Origin of the sequence: Nocardiopsis sp. B62 (genome assembly GCF_018070675.1) — a bacterium.
Taxonomy (GTDB): Bacteria; Actinomycetota; Actinomycetes; order Streptosporangiales; family Streptosporangiaceae; genus Nocardiopsis; species Nocardiopsis prasina.
In genome coordinates, this window is the sequence record NZ_JAGPXK010000012.1 from 22,247 (window position 1) to 40,541 (window position 18,295).

An 18,295-nucleotide genomic window follows, 5' to 3' on the forward strand; every position below is an offset into this window, starting at 1 on the left:
CTGCTGCGACGGGAGCTACTCGCTCTGGAGGAGTTCCCGCACGGCCGTGTACGCGGTGTGGGCCCGCAGCTTCTCGCGCAGCCCCCTGAGCTCGGAGGCTGATCGTACCGAGTCGACCGAGCTCAGGCACCGGGCCGCGTGGCGTGCGGTGGCGACCGCCGCGTCGAGGTCCCCCAGGGCCAGATGGGCCTCCGCGGCCCGCACCAGATAGATCGCGTGGCTACGCGGGAACTCCGTGTCCCCGGGGTAGGCGGCGGCCATGGCGGCCTCGAAACGGCGCAGGGCCTCGGCCGGGTCGCCCAGACTCAGGGCGGCCGACCCCGCGATCATCTCGATCTCGCCATGGTCCACCCAGTACAGGACCTCGGGATCGTCCTCACGTCGGCCCTGGTCCAATGCCGTACGCGCCAGGTGGATCTGGCGCGCGCACTCCCGCTTCGCCCCGGTCGTGGACAGCGCGCGGGCGGTGCGGGCCGCGAGCATGGCGTGCATACGCGGGGTGGCCCTACCCCGCACCTGCGTGTGTGCGACCTCCAGCAGGTTCACCGCCCGGTCGCCCGGTCCCGTGGAATAGCACTGGATCGCGGCGAACGAAGCGGCGTAGGCACCGCCCACGGGATCGTTGGCCTCGGCCGAGGCGCGCAGCGCGCCGTCGAAGTACCGGCCCGCCAAGCCCGGTTTGCCCTGGTCGAACGCGGCCCATCCCACCTGTCGCGAGGCCTCGGAGGCCATCGCGTACAGGCGGGTCACGGTGGCTCCGTTGTAGCGGCCCGAACGGATCAGCTTGATGATGAGCGCCAGTTCGCCGCGGGCCAGGTGCAGCACGTCGCCGCTGCCGAGTTTGTCATCCAGGTGGCGCAGGTGGTCGAGTCGGTCTCCGATGTGTGCCAGGAGCCCCGGACCGCCGGGGACGTCGAGCGGCTCTCGGGGCACCGACTCCAGCGCCCTGGCCCAGCTGTTCGCCGAGACCGACAGGGCCTGCGCCACGGTGAGGGGCTCGCGCCGGTCCACGTGCCCGCCCTTCAACAGGCCGGTGAGTACCGCCATGCTCTCCGGTCGCTCCCAGACCAGCCCACAGGTGCCGGGGGTGGGGTCGTGCAGGGCCCTGGTGAAGCGGCCGCCCGTGCTCAGCACCCCGTCGTAGGCCCTGGCCACCTCGGGAGTCAACGCCCTGTTCCCGTTCTCGATGTTGCGCAGATAGGTGGCGCTGAACCCCGCCTCGCGTGCGAACCGAGCCCAGACCAGTCCCGATGCGCGGCGCTCCTGCCGCATCTCGTCGCGCAGTCGATCGGACATGCAGGGCGCCTCCGCTGTGGAATCGGTGCTGGATCGGCTCTCGCCATTGTCCTCGGGAGGCCGCGGGGTTGTACTCGAAATGACGAATCGGGCACCTCTCCGACCTGCGCCTCCGGGGCCGGAGGGGACACCGCCGGTTCCGCCCCCGATGTCAGCGAACGACCTTGCCCGAGGCCCACGACCCCGACCGGCCACGGCCAGGGGTGGTGGCCCCACGAGAGAACAAGGACGCCCATGCCAGACGAGACCGTCGTCTCGCCCCCCGCAGGGACCCACACCATCGGCAAGACCTTCGACTTCGAGGCGGGGCACCGCCTTGAGGGCCTCGCGCCCGGCCACAAGTGCTCACGCCAGCACGGACACAGCTACCAGGTCGAGGTCATCCTCACCGCCCCGGCCCTGACCGGGCCCGGGTTCGTCACCGACTTCGGAGACCTCGCGCCGTTCAAGGCGTATCTGGACACCGAGCTCGACCACCACTACCTGAACGACGTCCTCCCCTTCGAGCCGACCTCGGAGAACCTGGCCGGGTACCTGGCCGGGTGGTTCATCCACCACGTCGAACCGGAGCTGCCCGGCCGACTGGTCGCCGTCCGCGTCCGGGAGACCACGCGCAGCTGGGCGCGCTTCGACGTGGAGCGCACATGAGCCCCGAACGCGTGGACGGGCCCGGACTGCTCGTCGCCGAGCGCTTCGGGGTCGAGCGGCCCACCTTCCAGGGGGAGGGCCCGAGCTGCGGAGTTCCGGCCCTGTTCATCCGACTGTCGCGGTGCAACCTCACCTGCACCTGGTGCGACACCCCCTACACCTGGGACACCTCCCGGTTCGACCTGCGCGCGGAGTCCTCGCGGCAGACGGTTCAGGAGCTCTTGGCGTGGGCGCACGGTTCGCGGGTGGAACTGGTCGTCATCACCGGCGGCGAGCCCCTGATCCAACAACGGCCCCTGGTCCCGCTGGTGCGGGGCCTGTTGGCCCGAGGCAACCGCGTGGAGTTCGAGACGAACGGCACCATCACCCCCGACCCGGAACTGCTGGTTGAGGGCGTGCGGTTCAACGTCAGCCCCAAGCTCGCCAACTCCGGCGTCGCCGAGGACCGACGTCTCGTCCCCGAGACCCTGCGGGCCTTCGCGGCCAGCGGCAGAGCGGTGTTCAAGTTCGTCGCCCGCACCGAGGCGGACCTGGACGAGATCGACGCCCTCACCGGACGGTACGGCCTGGCCCCGATCTGGGTGATGCCCGAGGGCGCCACTCCGGAGGAGCTGATCGCGACCACGCGCGTTCTCGCCGACTCCGTCGCGGCGCGCCGATGGCACCTGGCCCAGCGCCTGCACGTCATGGCGTTCGCCCAGACCCGGGGCCGCTGACCCCGCCCACTCCGTTCTGCCCGGACCCCTTGGAAGCGAGGCCCCTGTGACGCACACCCTCAGCTCGCCCCCCGAACAGAGCCCACCCCCGCTGCCCGAAGCCGACTCCCGAACGTCGCCGCCTGTTGACGTCGACCGCATCACCGACCTGGTCGGCCAGCTCCTGTCGGCGCTCGGTGAGGACCCCGGCAGGGAGGGCTTGGCCGACACTCCGGGCCGGGTCGCGACCTGGTACCGCGACTTCCTCTCACCGGATGCCGCCAACATGGAGACCAGCTTCGCCGAGTCCCAGGTGAGCGGCCAACTGGTCGTGGTCTCGGGAATGAGCGTGTGGTCGCTGTGCGAACACCACATGCTCCCGATGCGCCTGGAGGTGGCCACCGGATACCTGCCCGGTGACCAGGTACTGGGTCTGTCCAAGTTCGGGCGCATCGCCCGCGAGTGCGCGGCGCGTCTGCACGTCCAGGAGCGGTTCACCCGGCAGGTCGCCGACAGGGTCGCCGCCGCCGTGGGAACCCCGGACGTGGCGGTCGCCGTCCACGGCACCCACCTGTGCATGAGCATGCGGGGCGTACGTATGGAAGCGGCCCGCACCACCACGCTGGAACACCGGGGGCGCCTGGACGGCGATCCGGCGCTGGCCCAGCGCTTCCTCACCCTGACCGCCGCACCCCGGGGAGCCGCATGAGCCAGCACAGCACCCCGACCCGTACCGATCAGGACCGGGCGGTCGTGCACCTGACGTGGCACCGGATCGGGGAGATGGTCGACCACGTCGCCGAGCAGGTCCGGGTGGACGGCGCCCCCCAGGTCGTGGTGGCCGTACTGCGCGGCGGAGCCACCCCCGCGGTGTGGCTCTCCCACCGCCTCCGGCTGCGCGACGTGCGCACGGTCGAGGTCACCCACACCGCCGACGACAGCCGGCACGCCGCCAAGACCCCCGAGCCGGTGGCGGTCAACCCGGGGTCGCTGGGCGACCTGACCGGCCAGGACGTACTGATCGTCGACGACGTCGCGGGCACCGGTCACACCCTGGCGGCGACGGTGCGCCTGGTTTCCCAGGCGGGTGCCGCCCGGGTGCGCACGGCGGTGTGCGCGGTCAACAACGACAACTGGGCCGGCTCCGCACCCGCCGAGGCGACCATCACCTACATCGGGGAGAACACCCGCGGGTGGGTGGTCTTTCCCTGGGAGGGCGGCATCAATGAGGGCTGAACCCCCGCACGGACCCGGCGGCCAGCGACCCGCCCCCTACCCGCCGAAGGAAGCCATGACCGCTCCTGTCATCCGCGCCGAGCCCGCGCCCCCGCGCCCGTTGTGGGTCAGCATCGAGGGCGTCAACGGCGTCGGCAAGACCACCGTGGCCCGGTCCCTGGCCACCACGCTGGGTGAACGGTGCCTACTGCTCGACGAACTCACCGACCGGTCCGAGGAGACCCTGCCCGGCCGGGTCACCGCCGCACTGGCGGCCGAGGGGGACGTGTACCTGCGCACGGGCCACCCGGTCGCCGAGACCCTCGCCCTGCTCGCCCTCAAGGTCCGCGAGACCGAACGGCTCGCCGACCGGCACCTGCCCGGGGTGGACGTGATCCTCGAGGACCGGGGCCCGGACTCGGTCGCGGTGTGCCAGGCGGCGATCCTGGCCGCCCACTACGGCGAGGAGGACCCCGCCCGGTTGGCCCGGTACGTGCTGGCCACGGCGCGCGCCTGGTCCCGGCTCCCGGACGCCACGGTGTGGCTCACCGGCGACCGGGCGGTCTGCACGGACCGGTTCGCCGCGCGCGTCGGCCGCACGCTCGAGCCCCGGGACCTGGACGTGATCCATCGGGCCGAGGAGCTCTACCGTGTGCTCGCGGCAGGGGAGCCCGACCGCTACACCGTCGTGGACACCACCGGGTTGTCCCCGCAGGAAAGCGCCGAGGCCGTCGAACAGAGCGTGCGGGACCTGATCCGGACGCGGGAGGTCGCCCATGTCGCGTGACGTCACCCTGCTGTGGGGCCTGCGCAGCCCGTGCGCCTTCGCCTGCCCCCACTGTTACTTCGGGACCATCGAGGAGCACAAGGACGCTCCACCCGACCAGCTCGGAGTCCTGTCGCACCTGTCGCGCAACGACCTGTCCGGCCGGGAACTGACCGCCTTCGCCCGCACCCTGGCCGACTCACCGGTCGAGCGGGTGGTCATCGCCGGGGGCGAGCCCCTGGACTGGCCCGGCGCCCTGGAGGTGATCGGGCTCATCAAGCAGGCGGGCTGCCAGGTGGTGATCGCCACCAACGCCATACCGCTCACCCGGCCCCACATCGTCGAGGGCCTCGTCGCCCTCGGCGTGGACGGCGTGTCGGTCTCCCTCGACAGCGCCGACGCCCCGACCAACGACCTGCTGCGGCCCTCACGCTCGGGCCGGTTCGGCTACGACCAGGTCCTCCAGGGCATCCGGGCCCTGCTGGCGGCACGGGAGGGCCGGGCCGCCCCGAGGGTGGGGATCTACACCGTGGTCATGCGCTCCCGCCCCCAGGAGATCGGCGACGTGGCCCGCCTGGCCGCGGACCTGGGCGTGGACTACTACGTTCCCCAGCCGATCTCCCTGGCACCCGACCACGCCCTCTTCGAGAAGCACGCCCACCGCCCGTCGGACGTGGCGGACGTGGCCGATCAGCTCGATGACCTCTACGCCGACCCGTCCGGCCTGACCCTGCCCGACCCCTCGTACGCGCGGCGGTTCCTGGAGGCGATCTCCACCCACGACAGCGGGCGGGTGGCGGGCTGCTTCGGGGGAGCGCGGCTGTTCTTCGTCCAGCCCGACGGGTCGGTGTGGGACTGCCCCTCCGACCGGCGCATCGCCGCCACACCCCCCGAGCGGCGGCGCTCCATCCGTGGCGCCGACGCACGCACCCTCTTCGCCGAACGGCCCAAGTGCAACGACTGCGACCAGTTCAGCAGGGACTGCGTGAACATGTGGCCCCTGGTGCTGGACATGCCGCGGATACTGAGCACGGAGGCGCCATGACCGGGCTCCCGACCGTGCCCGACCGCGCACGGCTGATCGCCACACACCTCGGCCCCGTCCTGGAACAGATGCCCGACCCCAGCGGCGGGGGCACGGTGACGGAGCTGGAACGCGAACTCGCCTCAGCCCTCGGTGCCGAGCACGTGGTGGCGGTCTCCTCCGGCACCGCGGCCCTGCACGCCGGGCTGTCGGCCCTCGGCGTGGGACCGGGTGACGAGGTCCTGGTGCCCGCGCTGAGCGTGGTCATGACCGTGGCCCCCCTGGCCGCGCTCGGGGCGCGTCCGGTGTTCGTCGACAGCGACGTGGCCGACCTCGACCTGGACTACGACGACGCGGCCCGCAAGGTCACCCCGCGTACCCGGGCCGTCCTGCCCGTGCACCTGTGGGGTCGCATGGGTGATCCGGCGGCCCTGACCGCGTTCGCCTCCGCACACGGGCTCGCCGTCATCGAGGACGCCGCCCAGGCCATCGGCACCGTCCGCGACCACCGGCGCGCGGGCACGGTCGGCACGGTGGGCTGTTTCAGCATGAAGGACGGCAAGGTCGTGTGGAGCGGTGAGGGCGGCTTCCTGGTCACCCGGGACCCCGGGATCTCCGAGCACGCGCGCGCGTCGCGCAGCCACTGGCAGCCGCCTCCGAAGGGCCAGGCGCCGCAGAGCCGTCTGGCGACCAACACCCGCCTGGCCGCTCCACTGGCGGCGATCGCCCGCGCCAACCTCCACCTCCTGGACGCACTGGTGGAGCGTCGCCGCGCGCAGACCCAGCGCCTGTTGCACGCCCTGGAGGGGACACCCGGACTGCGTCCCCTGGTCCCGTCGCCCGGCGAGGAGTGGAACGCCTACGCCCCGCTCCTGCGCCTGGACCTGCCCCGCCCCCGGGCCTTCGCCGAGCACCTGGCCGAGCGGGGCGTGCCCAACTCCACCGGCAGCTTCCGGCTCGTGCCCTGTGACACCAGACCCATGTTCACCGACCAACCCGGCGCGCCGTGCCGGGGCGCCGCCGAGATCCTCGACCACACGCTCGCCGTGATCGTGACCGAGTCCGACACCGAACCGGTGCTGGACCACCGCGCCGACGTCATCGCCCGCGAGGCCGCCGCGTGGACCGGGTGAAGCACGACCCGTCCCCGCCGACCACCTCTGGAACGGAACCCAGCCGTATGCGAAACACAGCAGTCCACCCCGCCTGCACCCGCGGTCCGCTGATCTCCGCCGAGGGCGTCAACGGCGTCGGCAAGACCTACCTGACCAACCGCGCCGTCGAAACCCTCCGCGAACCGCCGTTGATGCTCGACGAGTTCTCCGAACGCGTACACGGCCGCCACGGCCTGGGCGAGGACCTGCTGGACGCGCTTCGCGAGGCCAGCGGCAGGGATCCGTTCCTGCGCGGGGGCACCCCGATGGCCGAGGCCCTGCTCCTGCTGGCCATGAAACGCCATGACCTGGACACCGTCCTGCCCGACCTGGCCGCGGGGCGGTCCGTCGTGGAGGGCCGCAGCGTCGACACCACGGCCGTCTACCAGGCCCTGCTGCTGTGTCCCAACGACCCGGAGGCCGCCCTGGACACGGCCAGGGCGCTGCTTGACCTGGCGGCCTCCTACCGTTGTCTGCCGGACCTGACGGTCCTGGTCACCGATGACGCCACACAGGCCGTCGAGCGCGCCCAACGGCGCGACCGGCGCATCCTCACCCCTGAGCAGTCCACGTTCCTGGTGGCCGCGTGCGAGCTCTACGAGCGGCTCGCAGCCACCGACCCGGCGCGCTACCGGGTCGTGGACCGGCGCCAGGTCGACGAGTTCGAGGCGGCCGAGCTGATCCGGTCGTGGATCCTCGACGCCGGGGCCGACCTCGGATGTGTGCGGGAGCCGTGGCAGGACCCACACGCCCCGTGCCTGTGCTGCGGGCAGGGCGCGGAACCGGTACCGGCGTGAACGCGGCGCCGCACCCCTGGACCTGCCCGGGACCCGTTGCGCCGGGCTGCGCCTCCACGATCCCCGACGGAGTCGAAGCGCTGATCCTGGACTTCGACGGCACCATCGCCGACACCACACCCGGCCACGAGCGGGCACTGCGGGCGGCCCTGCGCCCGCACGGTGTGGACCTGGACCCGCACTGGTACCGCCGCCACGTGGGCCTGTCCATCCACGATCTGTTGGCGGCGCTCCCGGGCGGGGGGCGCCTGCCGCACGAGGAGATCATCCAGCGCAGCCGCTCCCACCTGCTGGCCCACGTGCACACCATCACGCCCTTCGGTTGCGTGCTGGGCCTGCTGCGCGCCGCGCGCCGCGCCCGCCTGCCCTGCGCCGTGGCCTCCGGGGCCAGCCGCCTCCTGGTCGGGCCCGGTCTCGGGGCCCTGGGCCTGGGGCAGGAGTTCGCGACCGTCGTCACACGTGAGGACGCCCCGCACGGCAAACCCGCCCCCGACCTGTACCTGGCCGCCGCCCACCGACTCGGCGTCCACGCAAGCGCCTGCCTGGCCGTCGACGACGCTCCCGAGGGCATCGCCTCCGCCCGCGCCGCCGGTATGCGGGTGCTCACCGTCGTGGACGGTCATCTCGCCCCCACCGGAGCCCACGGCACGGGCAGCGTGTTCGGGGACACCAGCGGGGCGAAGCCGAGACGATCGGCCGGGTCCGCCTCATGACCGCCCGGGACCGGCGACGCCACGGAACCAGAACACCTGCGACAGGAGGGTGAACCGCATGGGCTCCCTGACAAGCGACCCCGCCTTTCTGGCGACGACCTTCGGGGTCATCGACTTCGAGACGACGACCCCCGCCGGTCATCCGGCCCAGCCCATCGAGGTCGCCGTGCTCGCGCTGCGTTACGAGCAGGAGGGCGGGTGGTTCGAGGCGGGCCGGACCACGTCCCTGATCCGCCCACCCGAGTTCGCGCCGGTGACGTCCGCCGACACCGCCCAGAGCGGGCTGAGCCCCGAACAGTTCACGACGGCCCCCGCCCCCTCCGAAGCGCTGGGCGCGTTGGATCGACGGTTCGCCGCGGACACCCGGTACCTCCTGGTCGCGCAGCACGCGGCCACCGAGGCCAACGTCATCCACCACCAGCGCGAGCACTGTCCGAAACTGGCGCGCATCGACTACCTGGACACCATTCCGCTGGCCAAGCGCCTCGTCCCGGGCCTGGAGAACTACAAGCTCGACACCCTGCTGGCCCACTTCTCGATCCCGCACCCGGCGGACCGACACCGGGCCTACGCCGATGTCGACGTCACCGCGCAGGTGTTCGTACGGCTCATCGACGCCGCCGACCGCGCGGGCGACCTCCATGACCTCGCCGCGCTGGTGAAGGTCGCCGGGCGCACGGCCAAAGCCAACCTGCCCACCCAGGAACACCTGTTCGACCTCTGACGGCCCGGTCAGCCGACGTCGGCCGGGCCCCGGATCGCTTGGGAGACGCGTTGCCCCACCAGTCGCTCCGCCGTCGTGAGCGGATACCAGGCGGCGCCCCTGACCTCCGAGCCCTGGATACGGCCCACGTCCACATGCGCCGGTGCGGTGAAGGAGTACCCGATGTCCAGGTGGAAGTGCGCGGGCTCGCCCTTCGCCGGGCGGGCCGGAACCGGTCCGTACTCGACGTAGACGGGGGCGTGGGAGGCCGGGACGATCTGACCGGGATCGACGTCGGCCTCCTCGACCAGCTCGCGCAGCGCCGCGTCGATCAGCGTGAGGTCGGTCGGCTCCAGGTGCCCGCCCGGCTGCAACAGGATCCCGTACGCGAGGTGGTCGACCAGTAGGACCTCCTCGCCGCGCACCAGCAGCGCACCGACGGTGACGTGCATCGGATAGGTGTGCCGAGAAGCGAAGTCAGCCCCCTCGACCAGCTGGCGTACCGGATCGGCCAGTGGCTCCGCCTCCTCCGGGTGACGGTTGAGGTAGTCGGCCACCACGGACCTGATCTGGGCGTCACCGACCGCCATGGCACACCCCCGCACCAACCGGGGAGCCAGGCTCCCCATGCCCCGATGACAGGCGGGTACCGATGAACAGCGACACGATCAGCTCCAGAACACACGGCGGTGAAGAGGTCCGTAGCCTACTGGCGGGACCCGGCCCGTGGAGGGCCAACGCGCCACTTCACCACCACCGGGACGGGCACGCGTACCCCTCGGATCCGCCCGACCGCGGAACGGGGTGCCCGCGATGACCACGGACGCCCTCACCGGCTGGGACGAGGAGGCCACCGCCGAGGCCTACGCCGCGTTCGCGCGGGACTGGCCCATGTACAGCGACACCAGCCGCGACCTCGCCCGCCGTGCCCGCCTCGCCGACGGTCGCCTGGTCGTGGACCTGTGCGGGGGTACCGGCGTGACCGCCCGGGCGGTCCTCGAGCAGGTCCCGGGCGACGCCAGGGTCATCTCCCTGGACAACGCCGCCGCCATGCAGCGCATCGGCCGACGCACCCTGGACGACGCACGCCTGACCTGGGTCACCGCACCCGCCGAGGCCCTGACCGAGCACGTCCCCGCGCACCGGGTCGACGCCGTGGTGTGCAACTCGGGCATCTGGAAGACGGACGTCCCGGCCGTGGCCGCGGCGGTCCGCCGGGTCCTTCGCCCCGGTGGCCGGTTCGTGTTCAACATCGGTGGCGGCTTCGCGGGCCTGACCGACCCGAACGATCGCGCCAGACCGTCGCTGGACTCGTTGATCCATGTGATCGCTGCCCGGGACCACGGCCACACCCCGCCACCGGCGACGACCAGCGGCCCGAAGCTGCCCCTGGTCACCGTCACCCGCCACCTGACCGAAGCGGGGCTCGCGCTGGTGGGTGCCGAGGTCAAGGAGCAGCACACCACCATGGCGGAGCGCAGGGCCTGGTTGTCCATCCCGGTGTTCGCCCGTCCCGCCGGTGTCTTCACCCACGAACAGAGGATGCGGATGCTGGAGGCGGCCTACGCCCGGACCAGCCCCGACGAGACGACCGTGACCCGCTGGCTCGTGGTCACCGCTCAGCTGGACCGGGATCGGCCATGACGTCCCCACGCGATCACCACCCTGGTGCGTCCGAACCTCCACGGTGGTGAACCCGCCCAGCGGCGGTCGGACACGGCGAAGGGCTTGTTCCGGAGAGATCCGGAACAAGCCCTTCGCTGGTCAAACGGTGTGGGCGACACAGAACTCGGATCCGTGACCCCCGCCGTTTCGAGGTAGCTCGGACGTAGCGGCCCCGCCAAGCGGTGCGGGTCGCTCCTCGGACCGGTGCACCCCGCCGGGGCCTACTCAGGGAGAGCGCCGAGCGCACCAAGGCCCCCGCCCGCCTGGGCGCCCGGGGGTGCGGGGCTCGGCCTTCGTCCTCGCCTCGTCACGGTGGCGAAGGCCGCGAAGCGGGCGCCGCGCCCCACGGTCCCGACGCCCACGGTCCCGACGCCCGCGCTCCCGACGCCCGGTGGCTCCGACTCGCCACGGGCGGGCGCGGGCCGAATCAGCACGCGCGTCCACAAAGTGTGGTGCCAGCCGGGGAACCCGGCCCCTGGGGCGTCGACATCGCGGCGCGAGGTGTCCCCCCGGCCAGGGCAGGCGCCACACGCTGCGAGAACGCGGCTGTGCCCCGCGAAGACGCGAGCCTCGTGGGCCGTGCGGGGGCGAACTCACACCCACACTTGACAGTCGCAATCCGAACATAGATGATTCAATACGAACATGTGACCCTGATCTCAGAGGTGTGCTCTATGACTCTCACGTCCCTCCCACCCGTCGCGGAGGCACTCGACGGAGCCGTCGATCTGCATTGCCACTCGGGACCGAATCCCTTCTCAAGGGAGTTCGATCACGTGGAGGCGGCTCGCGACGGAGAGCGCCTGAACATGCGGGGAATCCTGGTGAAGTCGCACCACCACAACACCGTCATGGACCTGCTCGCGATGCACCGCGAACTGGACGACGTCGCGACGCCGATCTTCGGTGGGATCGCTCTCAACGCCCAGGTGGGTGGACTCAACCCGTACGCGGTCGCGATGTCGCTGCAGATGGGTGGGCGCGCGGTGTGGTTCCCCACCTTCTCCAGCCGCTGCCACTGCGAGAACGAGCACCACGGCTTCCCCGAGTCCGACTACGACATCCCCAACCGGATCGTCGACGTGGTCGATGCCGAAGGACGTCTCGTCGACGCGGCCCACGAGGTCGTCGACCTGGTGGCGGAGGCGGACGTGCTCCTCTCGGCGGGCCATCTGGAACCGGCCCAGTCGGCCCAGCTCTTCGCCGCCGCCGCCGAGCGCGGAGTGCGACGCATGATCCTGAGCCACCCGAACTTCATCGTCGACGCCGATGTCGAGCGGTGCCGCCAGCTGGCCGACCTCGGCGGCTACATCGAGCACGAGGTCGGCATGTACGACCCCCAGGGCTTTCGCAAGTGGGACCCGGCACTGTTGGTCAAGTGGATCCGCGCCATCGGCCCCGACCACACGGTGCTTTCCTCGGACCTCGGACAACGAGGGCGCCCCATGCCCGTCGACGCCTTCATGCGCGTCGGTGAGGCCCTGCTCGATCAAGGCCTGTCGGTCGAGGAGCTTCGCCAGGTCACCTCGCACAACGCCGCCTTCCTGCTCGGTCTGGATGACGAACGGCCCGCTTCGGTCGAGGGGCGCTGAAGGATGGCCTACCTCGCGAGTGACCCACGCAGCCAACTGGCCGCTTCGAGCGGGCTCGACACCGACGCCGCGCACGAACCGCAGTACTTCGACTTCAGTGAGCTCGACCCCACCGCAACCACGGGGCGGGGCGGGCGTCTGTGGACGGTACGAGCCGCCAACGCCGCCGTCGTCTACGCCGAACACGCCGACGGAGACACCTTCGACCGCGAGGACGTCGACGAGACGATGCTGGTGGTCCTGCCGTCCACGGGCCGCCTCACGGTGCGCACGGCGGGGGAGACGGTCACCGTCCAACCGACGAGCGTCATCACGGTCCAGCCGGGCCCCTGGCGGTACGAGGTCGAGGGGGCGCTGCGGCTGCTGCGTCTGCACACGGTGGCCACATCGGACGTGCTGGACCAGGCGCTCAACGGCGAAGCCTATGCCGACGGCCTCGGACTCAGCATCCGTGCCGAGCCCTGGCCCGCACCTTCGGGCGACGCCGCGATCCGCGTCTACGACGCCATCGAGGACATCGCCCCGCAGGAAGGACGCCTGGGGCGCATCCTCCGTGGCCGTCACGCCATGGTGAACCTGCTGTACCCACGCGTCGGTCCTCGGGATCCACGCACTCTGTCCCCCCACACCCACGACGACTTCGAGCAGTTGAGCTTCGTCGACGCCGGTGAGTACGTCCATCACATCCGGCGTGCGTGGGGCAACGACCGCACCGCGTGGCGCTCGGACCAGCACCGTGAGATCGGTGGGCCGTCGTTGACCATCATCCCGCCGCCGCTGGTGCACACGAGCGAGGCGGTCGGGGCCGACGAGAACCGCATGGTCGACATCTTCGCCGGGCCGCGCGAGGACTTCTCGCGCCGTCCGGGCTGGGTGCTCAACGCCGGGGACTACCCGGTGCCGGAGGCACTCCGATGAGCCGCGTGAACGGATCCGAGGGCACGCAGTGGGCCGCCTGGGTCAAGCTCGACACCTGGGAGTCCACGGCCATCCTCGCCCACGCCGGTGTCGAGGTGATCGTCGTCGACGCCGAACACACGATGCTGGACATGTCGGCGATCGCCCGGCACATCGCCGTCGGCCAGGCACACGGCATGCGCGCGCTCGTGCGGGTTCCCGACCAGGGGCCGTCCTTCGTCCAACGGGTGCTCGACGCTGGCGCCGACGGGATCGTCGTTCCCCACGTCGATGGTCCCGAGGCCGCTGCCGAGGTCGTCTCCGCGACGCGATTCGCTCCTGGGGGGCGACGTGGCTCCGGTGCGACGTCGCGTGCCGGAGCGTGGGGGCAGGGCCCGCGAGCCGACTACCTGTCCCAGCCGGTCGAGGTCATCGCGCAGATCGAGTCACTGGCCGCGCTGGAGTCCGTCGAGGACATCGCCGCGGTCGACGGGATCACCGGGCTCCTCCTCGGGGCCGCGGACCTCAGGCTCGACGCCGGCCGTGCCATCGGCGACGCCGATCTCACCATCGTCACCGCCGCTCGCAGGCACGGGATCGCCGCAGGGGCGGCGGGAGGCCCCGATGGCGCCGCACGCGCCCGCGAACTGGCGTTGGACTTCTTCGTCGGTGCCGCCGACACGACACTGCTCGCCGAGGCCGCCGTGAGTGCCCTCAGGCGCATGCGGGCAACCGAGGACCACACGGGAAAGGCGTCGCTCCATGCTTGAGCCAGTCATGAACTTCGTCCATGTCAGCAAGCACTATCGCGGAGGAACAGTCGCGGTCGACGACTTCCACCTCGACGTCGCCGACGGTGAGTTCGTCTCCATCGTCGGACCGAGCGGATGCGGCAAGAGCACGCTGCTCAAGCTCATCATGGGCCTGGAACCTCTGACCGAGGGCAGCATCAGGTACCGCGCCGAAGCGCGCAACGAGTCGGCGATGACCGGCATGGTGTTCCAACAGCCGCTCCTGCTGCCCTGGAACACGGTCCTGGACAACGTGCTCGTCCCCTCGATCCTTCAGGGGCGCTCTCAGCGCAAACGCGACGAAGGCCGGGCGCGCGAGCTCCTGGAGATGCTCGGACTGTCGGACTTCGCCACCAGTCACCCGTACCAGCTGTCCGGTGGGATGCAACAACGTGTCGGGATCGCCCGTGCCCTCCTGCACGACCCGAGGATCCTGCTCATGGACGAACCGTTCGGCGCACTGGACGCGATGACGCGCGACCAGCTGACGATGGACCTGCTGGAGATCTGGGAGCGGGACCGCAAGACGGTCGTCTTCATCACCCACAGCATCTCCGAGGCGGTGCTCCTCTCCGATCGCGTCGTGGTGATGACCCCGCGTCCGGGCCGCGTCGGCGCGGTCATCGACATCGACCTACCGCGCCCGCGCACCCTCGACGTCGTGAGCACTGCCGAGTTCGGCGACTACACGCGTCGCATCAGAACCGTTCTTGACAGAGCCGAAGTGGTGAACAGCCCATGACCGCATCCAACTCCTCCTCGTCCAGGCAGACCCTGACAGTGGAACGCGAGGCCGGGAACACCGAGACACGTCGCAGGCTCTCCGACCTTCCAGGCTGGTTGCTGTCGAGCACCACAGTGCTCATCCTGCTGACCGTCTGGGAAGTGGTGGTCCGCACCTTCGACATCTCGGTGATCCTCTTCCCCGCGCCCACCCGGATCGTCCAGGCGCTGGTCGAGGGCTTCACCGACGGGCCGTTCCTGCGCCACACCTGGGTCACGCTGCAGGAGATCATCTACGGATTCGGCATCGCCGTCGTCTCCGGACTGCTCGTCGCGGTGTGGGTGAGCTCCTCGCGTCTGGCCGAGAAGATCGTGCTGCCGATCGTCGTGGTGCTGCAAACCGTGCCGAAGGTGGCCCTCGCGCCGTTGTTCCTCGTCTGGTTCGGCTTCGGTATGGAGTCGAAGATCCTCACGACGGCGTTGATCGCGTTCTTCCCGATCCTCGTCAACGCCACGCTCGGCTTCAACTCCACCAGCAGCGACCAGGTGAACATGATGCGTTCCTTCGGAGCGACGCGTCTGCAGGTTCTCACTCGGTTGCGTCTGCCGACGGCCATCCCCAGCATCGTCGCTGGTCTAGACGTGGCGGTCGTGCTCTCGGTCATCGGTGCCATCGTCGCGGAGTTCGTGGGTTCGCAGGCCGGGCTCGGCTACCTGATCATCGCCAGCAACACCTCGCTGGACGTGGCCACCATGTTCGCGGCTCTCGTCGTGCTTTCGACCATCGGTCTCGTGCTGCACTACGCGGTCGTCCTCGGCGGGCGGCGACTCGCCTTCTGGTCCGAAGAGAACCGCGCCCGCTCCGTTGCCAACTGACTCCCCTCAAACCGAAGGACAACCCATGCCCATGACACGTGTGTCTCGCAAGGTGCTGCAGGGCGGCGCCGTACTGATGATCACCTCCCTGCTCGCGGCCTGTGGCGGGTCGAGCGGCGACGGTGGCGACCAGCAGGTCTCCATGACGCTCGCGACCCCGACCTGGAACGCGGGAATCGCCTCGATCGCGGTGTCCCAGGAGATGGGCTACTTCGAGGACGAGGGCCTGGACGTCGAGATCATCCTGGCCGACTCCGCGACGACCCAGGTCCAGCAGATCGCGACCGGGCAGGTGGCGACCGGGGCCGTCAGCCCCGAACCGGTGATCCTGGGCCGTGAGCCCGGCAAGAACCTCGATCTGACCTACTTCATGTCCTACTACAAGGACAACATCTATGGTCTGAGAGTCCCCGCGGACAGCGACATCACGTCGATCGAGGACCTCGAGGGCAAGACGGTGGGCGCGATCAGCCTCGCGAGCGCCTCGGTCACGCAGGCCCAGGTCGGTCTGCGTGAGGCGGGGGTACCGGAGGACTCGGTGACCTTCGTCGCGATCGGGACGGGAGGCCAGCAGGCCACTGCCGTGGAGAACGGCCAGGTCGACGCGCTCGCCTTGCTGGACACGTCGTTCCAGGTCCTCGAGAACCAGGGGATCGAGCTGCGCGAGATCGAGGTCCCGGGTACCGACGAGCTCACGAGCGGCGGACTCGCGGCCCGGACCAGTGACCTGGAGGAGGACCGCGAGCTCTACGTCAAGCTCGGACGCGCGATCGCCAAGGGCGTGGTCTTCAGCGAGGCGAACCCCGAGGCCGCCATCGAGCTGCTCTTCGACGCCCACCCCGAGGCGCGCCCCTCGGGCCTCGAGGACGACGTCGCCGTCGCGTCGTCGGTCTCCGTCCTCGAAGCGCGACTGGCCAACCTCGGTGCCGAGGACGATCCGTACGGCGCCATCGATCAGCAGGCGCTACAGGCCAACGTGGACTTCCTGCTCGACGCGGGCGAGCTCACCGAGCCGGTGGACCCCGCCGACCTGTACGACGACTCGTTGATCCAGGACATCAACGACTTCGACCGTGCCGCCGTCCGTCAGGAAGCCGCCGACCATGCCTGATGACATGACCGTGATCGACCCCTCGGGGCTGAGCGCGCAGGAGAACTACCGGCTGCTCACGGGCTGCGTCGTTCCCCGCCCCATCGCGTGGGTGACTTCCGTGAGTCGTGACGGTGCGGCGAACCTGGCGCCGTTCAGCGCCTTCACGATGGTGTCCAACGATCCGCCCATGGTCGGAATCAACATCGGTCGGCGTGAGGGTGAGTTCAAGGACACGGCCCGCAACATCGCCGAGCGGGGCGAGTACGTCGTGAACATCCCTGGTTGGGAGCACTGGAGGGACGTCCACGAGTCGGGGGAGGTACATCCCCCCGGCGTCGACGAAGCCGAGATCCTCGGACTCGGGACCGAGCCGAGCGACGTGGTGAGCGTGCCCCGGCTGGCCACGGCTCGGGTGAGTCTGGAGTGTCGGCTCGCGCGCGTGGTGGAGTTCGGTCGGGCCGGCGCGCAGTTCACAGTGGGTGAGGTCGTGCGGTTCCATGTGCTCTCGTCGGCGTTGGACGGCCTCAAGATCGACACCGCGATGATCGATCCGGCGTCGCGCCTGGCTGGTCCGACCTACGGACGGCTCGGGAACGTCGAACGCTTCGGTCACGCGCCGAGGGGCCCGGGTCAGGGGGAGTCGTTGGCGGAACGCACCTGACGGGTCAGTCCTCGGCACCGAGCGACTGGGAGATCGTGGTCGCGGCGTTCCGGAGCGCCGCGAGTTCGACGCTCTCGGCGTGTACGTCGAGCACGTCGCGGGTGCTCAGGAGCGCGAGGGAGGCCGCGAGGCCGTGCTCGTCCCACACGGGAGTGGCGAGCACGGCAATGCCCCGGGTGCTGACCTGCGCGGCGTAACCACGCTCGGAGGTCTCGCGCACCAGGCGCTCGATCCGCTCACGCTCCCCGGACGGGAGCTGCCGCGAGGCCCGCGCCACGCTGGGGGAGTCGGCCATGAAGGTGTGGAAGATGCCGGTCTGCGCGGCGGCGGTCGACAGCTGCATGCCCACCCGCACGGAGACGACGATCTCGCGGCGCGGAGGTTCCTCGACGTGAGCCACGACCGGTGACGAAGAGCCCCAGAGCGACAGGACCGCCGTGATCTCGGTGTCGCGAGCCAGGGTCTGCATGGGGTCCACGGCCAGGCGCAGGATGTCGCGTCGGCCGAGAGCGAAGGCGCCGAGTTGCACGAGCGCCGGCCCCGGAACATACGTGCGGTCATCGCGGAGGTCGAGCACGTTGGCGTTGACCAGGGACGTCAGATAGCGGTAGGTCGTCGTGCGATTGAGTCCGATGAGGTCGGCGGCTTCGGTCGAAGTCACCGATTCACGATGCGGACCGAACAGTGCGAGGATCATGCCCACGCGGTCTACAGCTTGGATGTCCACTCCGGCGCCCCTTGACGTGATGTGTTCCAGTTGTTCACATGGCGACCACATCGTACCCCGCCAGCGGGCACCCCAAAGAACTGCTGGCGACGCCCAGCCCCTCGGAACCAGGCCTGGGAACCCAGTGGAGTCGGCGGGGAGCCGACCATCCGGGGCGGGGGCGGCCCTGACCAGGAGAGCCTTGGTTGGTGGCGAGGCACAGGCACTCGCAGCCGGTCGTCCCGGCGGCATTCACGGAGAACGACGCCAGTGTCCGCGG

21 protein-coding genes are annotated in these 18,295 nt (G+C 70.7%); 18 read left to right on the forward strand and 3 right to left on the reverse strand.

The annotated features are described in order from the left end of the window. Nucleotides 1-15 precede the first annotated feature (15 nt). The gene (locus KBX21_RS14680) at nt 16-1,296 is read right to left on the reverse strand and encodes a helix-turn-helix transcriptional regulator (protein ID WP_210842245.1); all 1,281 of its coding nucleotides are present in this window, start codon (nt 1,294-1,296) and stop codon (nt 16-18) included. Between the two features lie 234 nt (nt 1,297-1,530). Here KBX21_RS14680 and KBX21_RS14685 point away from each other — a divergent pair, with 234 nt between their 5' ends. The 10 genes from KBX21_RS14685 to KBX21_RS14730 are packed head-to-tail and all read left to right on the forward strand — an operon-like array spanning nt 1,531 to nt 9,032. Beyond that, nucleotides 1,531-1,944, forward strand: coding sequence for a 6-carboxytetrahydropterin synthase (locus KBX21_RS14685; protein WP_049567377.1), 414 nt, complete (start codon nt 1,531-1,533; stop codon nt 1,942-1,944). Continuing rightward, nucleotides 1,941-2,660: a 7-carboxy-7-deazaguanine synthase QueE gene (locus KBX21_RS14690; RefSeq protein ID WP_049567373.1), complete on the forward strand. Its 720-nt coding sequence runs from the start codon at nt 1,941-1,943 to the stop codon at nt 2,658-2,660. The genes KBX21_RS14685 and KBX21_RS14690 overlap by 4 nt, the downstream gene beginning before the upstream one ends. Nucleotides 2,661-2,706: 46 nt before the next feature. Then, nucleotides 2,707-3,348, forward strand: coding sequence for a GTP cyclohydrolase I (gene folE, locus KBX21_RS14695; protein ID WP_053107245.1), 642 nt, complete (start codon nt 2,707-2,709; stop codon nt 3,346-3,348). Next, the gene (locus tag KBX21_RS14700) at nt 3,345-3,875 is read left to right on the forward strand and encodes a phosphoribosyltransferase (protein WP_049567369.1); all 531 of its coding nucleotides are present in this window, start codon (nt 3,345-3,347) and stop codon (nt 3,873-3,875) included. The genes folE and KBX21_RS14700 overlap by 4 nt, the downstream gene beginning before the upstream one ends. Before the next feature lie 55 nt (nt 3,876-3,930). Then, a complete protein-coding gene (locus KBX21_RS14705; protein WP_210842246.1) occupies nt 3,931-4,641 on the forward strand; it encodes a thymidylate kinase in 711 nt (236 codons plus the stop codon). Continuing rightward, the gene (locus KBX21_RS14710) at nt 4,631-5,665 is read left to right on the forward strand and encodes a radical SAM protein (protein WP_049567362.1); all 1,035 of its coding nucleotides are present in this window, start codon (nt 4,631-4,633) and stop codon (nt 5,663-5,665) included. Before KBX21_RS14705 ends, KBX21_RS14710 begins: the two co-directional genes overlap by 11 nt. Further along, complete coding sequence (locus tag KBX21_RS14715; RefSeq protein WP_210842247.1) at nt 5,662-6,777, forward strand: DegT/DnrJ/EryC1/StrS aminotransferase family protein; 1,116 nt, start codon at nt 5,662-5,664, stop codon at nt 6,775-6,777. The genes KBX21_RS14710 and KBX21_RS14715 overlap by 4 nt, the downstream gene beginning before the upstream one ends. Before the next feature lie 47 nt (nt 6,778-6,824). Continuing rightward, on the forward strand, nt 6,825-7,595 hold the full coding sequence (locus KBX21_RS14720) for a thymidylate kinase (RefSeq protein ID WP_049567355.1): 771 nt from the start codon (nt 6,825-6,827) through the stop codon (nt 7,593-7,595). Continuing rightward, entirely contained in the window at nt 7,592-8,308 is a 717-nt protein-coding gene (locus KBX21_RS14725) for an HAD family phosphatase (RefSeq protein ID WP_210842248.1), read from the forward strand. The genes KBX21_RS14720 and KBX21_RS14725 overlap by 4 nt, the downstream gene beginning before the upstream one ends. A gap of 58 nt (nt 8,309-8,366) precedes the next feature. Next, complete coding sequence (locus KBX21_RS14730) at nt 8,367-9,032, forward strand: PolC-type DNA polymerase III (protein WP_210842249.1); 666 nt, start codon at nt 8,367-8,369, stop codon at nt 9,030-9,032. Between the two features lie 8 nt (nt 9,033-9,040). Here KBX21_RS14730 and KBX21_RS14735 read toward each other — a convergent pair whose 3' ends face one another. Beyond that, entirely contained in the window at nt 9,041-9,601 is a 561-nt protein-coding gene (locus KBX21_RS14735) for an NUDIX hydrolase (protein WP_210842250.1), read from the reverse strand. A gap of 223 nt (nt 9,602-9,824) precedes the next feature. Between KBX21_RS14735 and KBX21_RS14740 the strand changes: the two genes are divergently transcribed. From KBX21_RS14740 to KBX21_RS14775, 8 genes are all read left to right on the forward strand, one after another. Then, entirely contained in the window at nt 9,825-10,655 is an 831-nt protein-coding gene (locus KBX21_RS14740) for a class I SAM-dependent methyltransferase (RefSeq protein WP_049567343.1), read from the forward strand. Between the two features lie 695 nt (nt 10,656-11,350). Beyond that, nucleotides 11,351-12,268 carry a DUF6282 family protein gene (locus tag KBX21_RS14745; RefSeq protein ID WP_210842251.1) on the forward strand — a complete coding sequence of 306 codons (918 nt, stop codon included), beginning with the start codon at nt 11,351-11,353 and terminating at the stop codon, nt 12,266-12,268. A gap of 3 nt (nt 12,269-12,271) precedes the next feature. After that, entirely contained in the window at nt 12,272-13,186 is a 915-nt protein-coding gene (locus KBX21_RS14750) for a hypothetical protein (protein WP_210842252.1), read from the forward strand. After that, nucleotides 13,183-13,935 carry an HpcH/HpaI aldolase/citrate lyase family protein gene (locus KBX21_RS14755; protein WP_210842253.1) on the forward strand — a complete coding sequence of 251 codons (753 nt, stop codon included), beginning with the start codon at nt 13,183-13,185 and terminating at the stop codon, nt 13,933-13,935. Before KBX21_RS14750 ends, KBX21_RS14755 begins: the two co-directional genes overlap by 4 nt. Then, nucleotides 13,928-14,698, forward strand: coding sequence for an ABC transporter ATP-binding protein (locus KBX21_RS14760; protein WP_234003830.1), 771 nt, complete (start codon nt 13,928-13,930; stop codon nt 14,696-14,698). The genes KBX21_RS14755 and KBX21_RS14760 overlap by 8 nt, the downstream gene beginning before the upstream one ends. After that, nucleotides 14,695-15,555, forward strand: a complete 861-nt coding sequence (locus KBX21_RS14765) for an ABC transporter permease (RefSeq protein ID WP_049567332.1) — start codon at nt 14,695-14,697, stop codon at nt 15,553-15,555. Before KBX21_RS14760 ends, KBX21_RS14765 begins: the two co-directional genes overlap by 4 nt. Before the next feature lie 31 nt (nt 15,556-15,586). Next, on the forward strand, nt 15,587-16,666 hold the full coding sequence (locus tag KBX21_RS14770) for an ABC transporter substrate-binding protein (RefSeq protein WP_210842254.1): 1,080 nt from the start codon (nt 15,587-15,589) through the stop codon (nt 16,664-16,666). Beyond that, entirely contained in the window at nt 16,659-17,309 is a 651-nt protein-coding gene (locus KBX21_RS14775; RefSeq protein WP_247665767.1) for a flavin reductase family protein, read from the forward strand. The genes KBX21_RS14770 and KBX21_RS14775 overlap by 8 nt, the downstream gene beginning before the upstream one ends. Before the next feature lie 4 nt (nt 17,310-17,313). Here the strand turns inward: KBX21_RS14775 and KBX21_RS14780 are convergent, their stop codons facing one another. After that, the gene (locus tag KBX21_RS14780; RefSeq protein ID WP_307869219.1) at nt 17,314-18,267 is read right to left on the reverse strand and encodes a helix-turn-helix domain-containing protein; all 954 of its coding nucleotides are present in this window, start codon (nt 18,265-18,267) and stop codon (nt 17,314-17,316) included. Nucleotides 18,268-18,295: the final 28 nt, after the last annotated feature.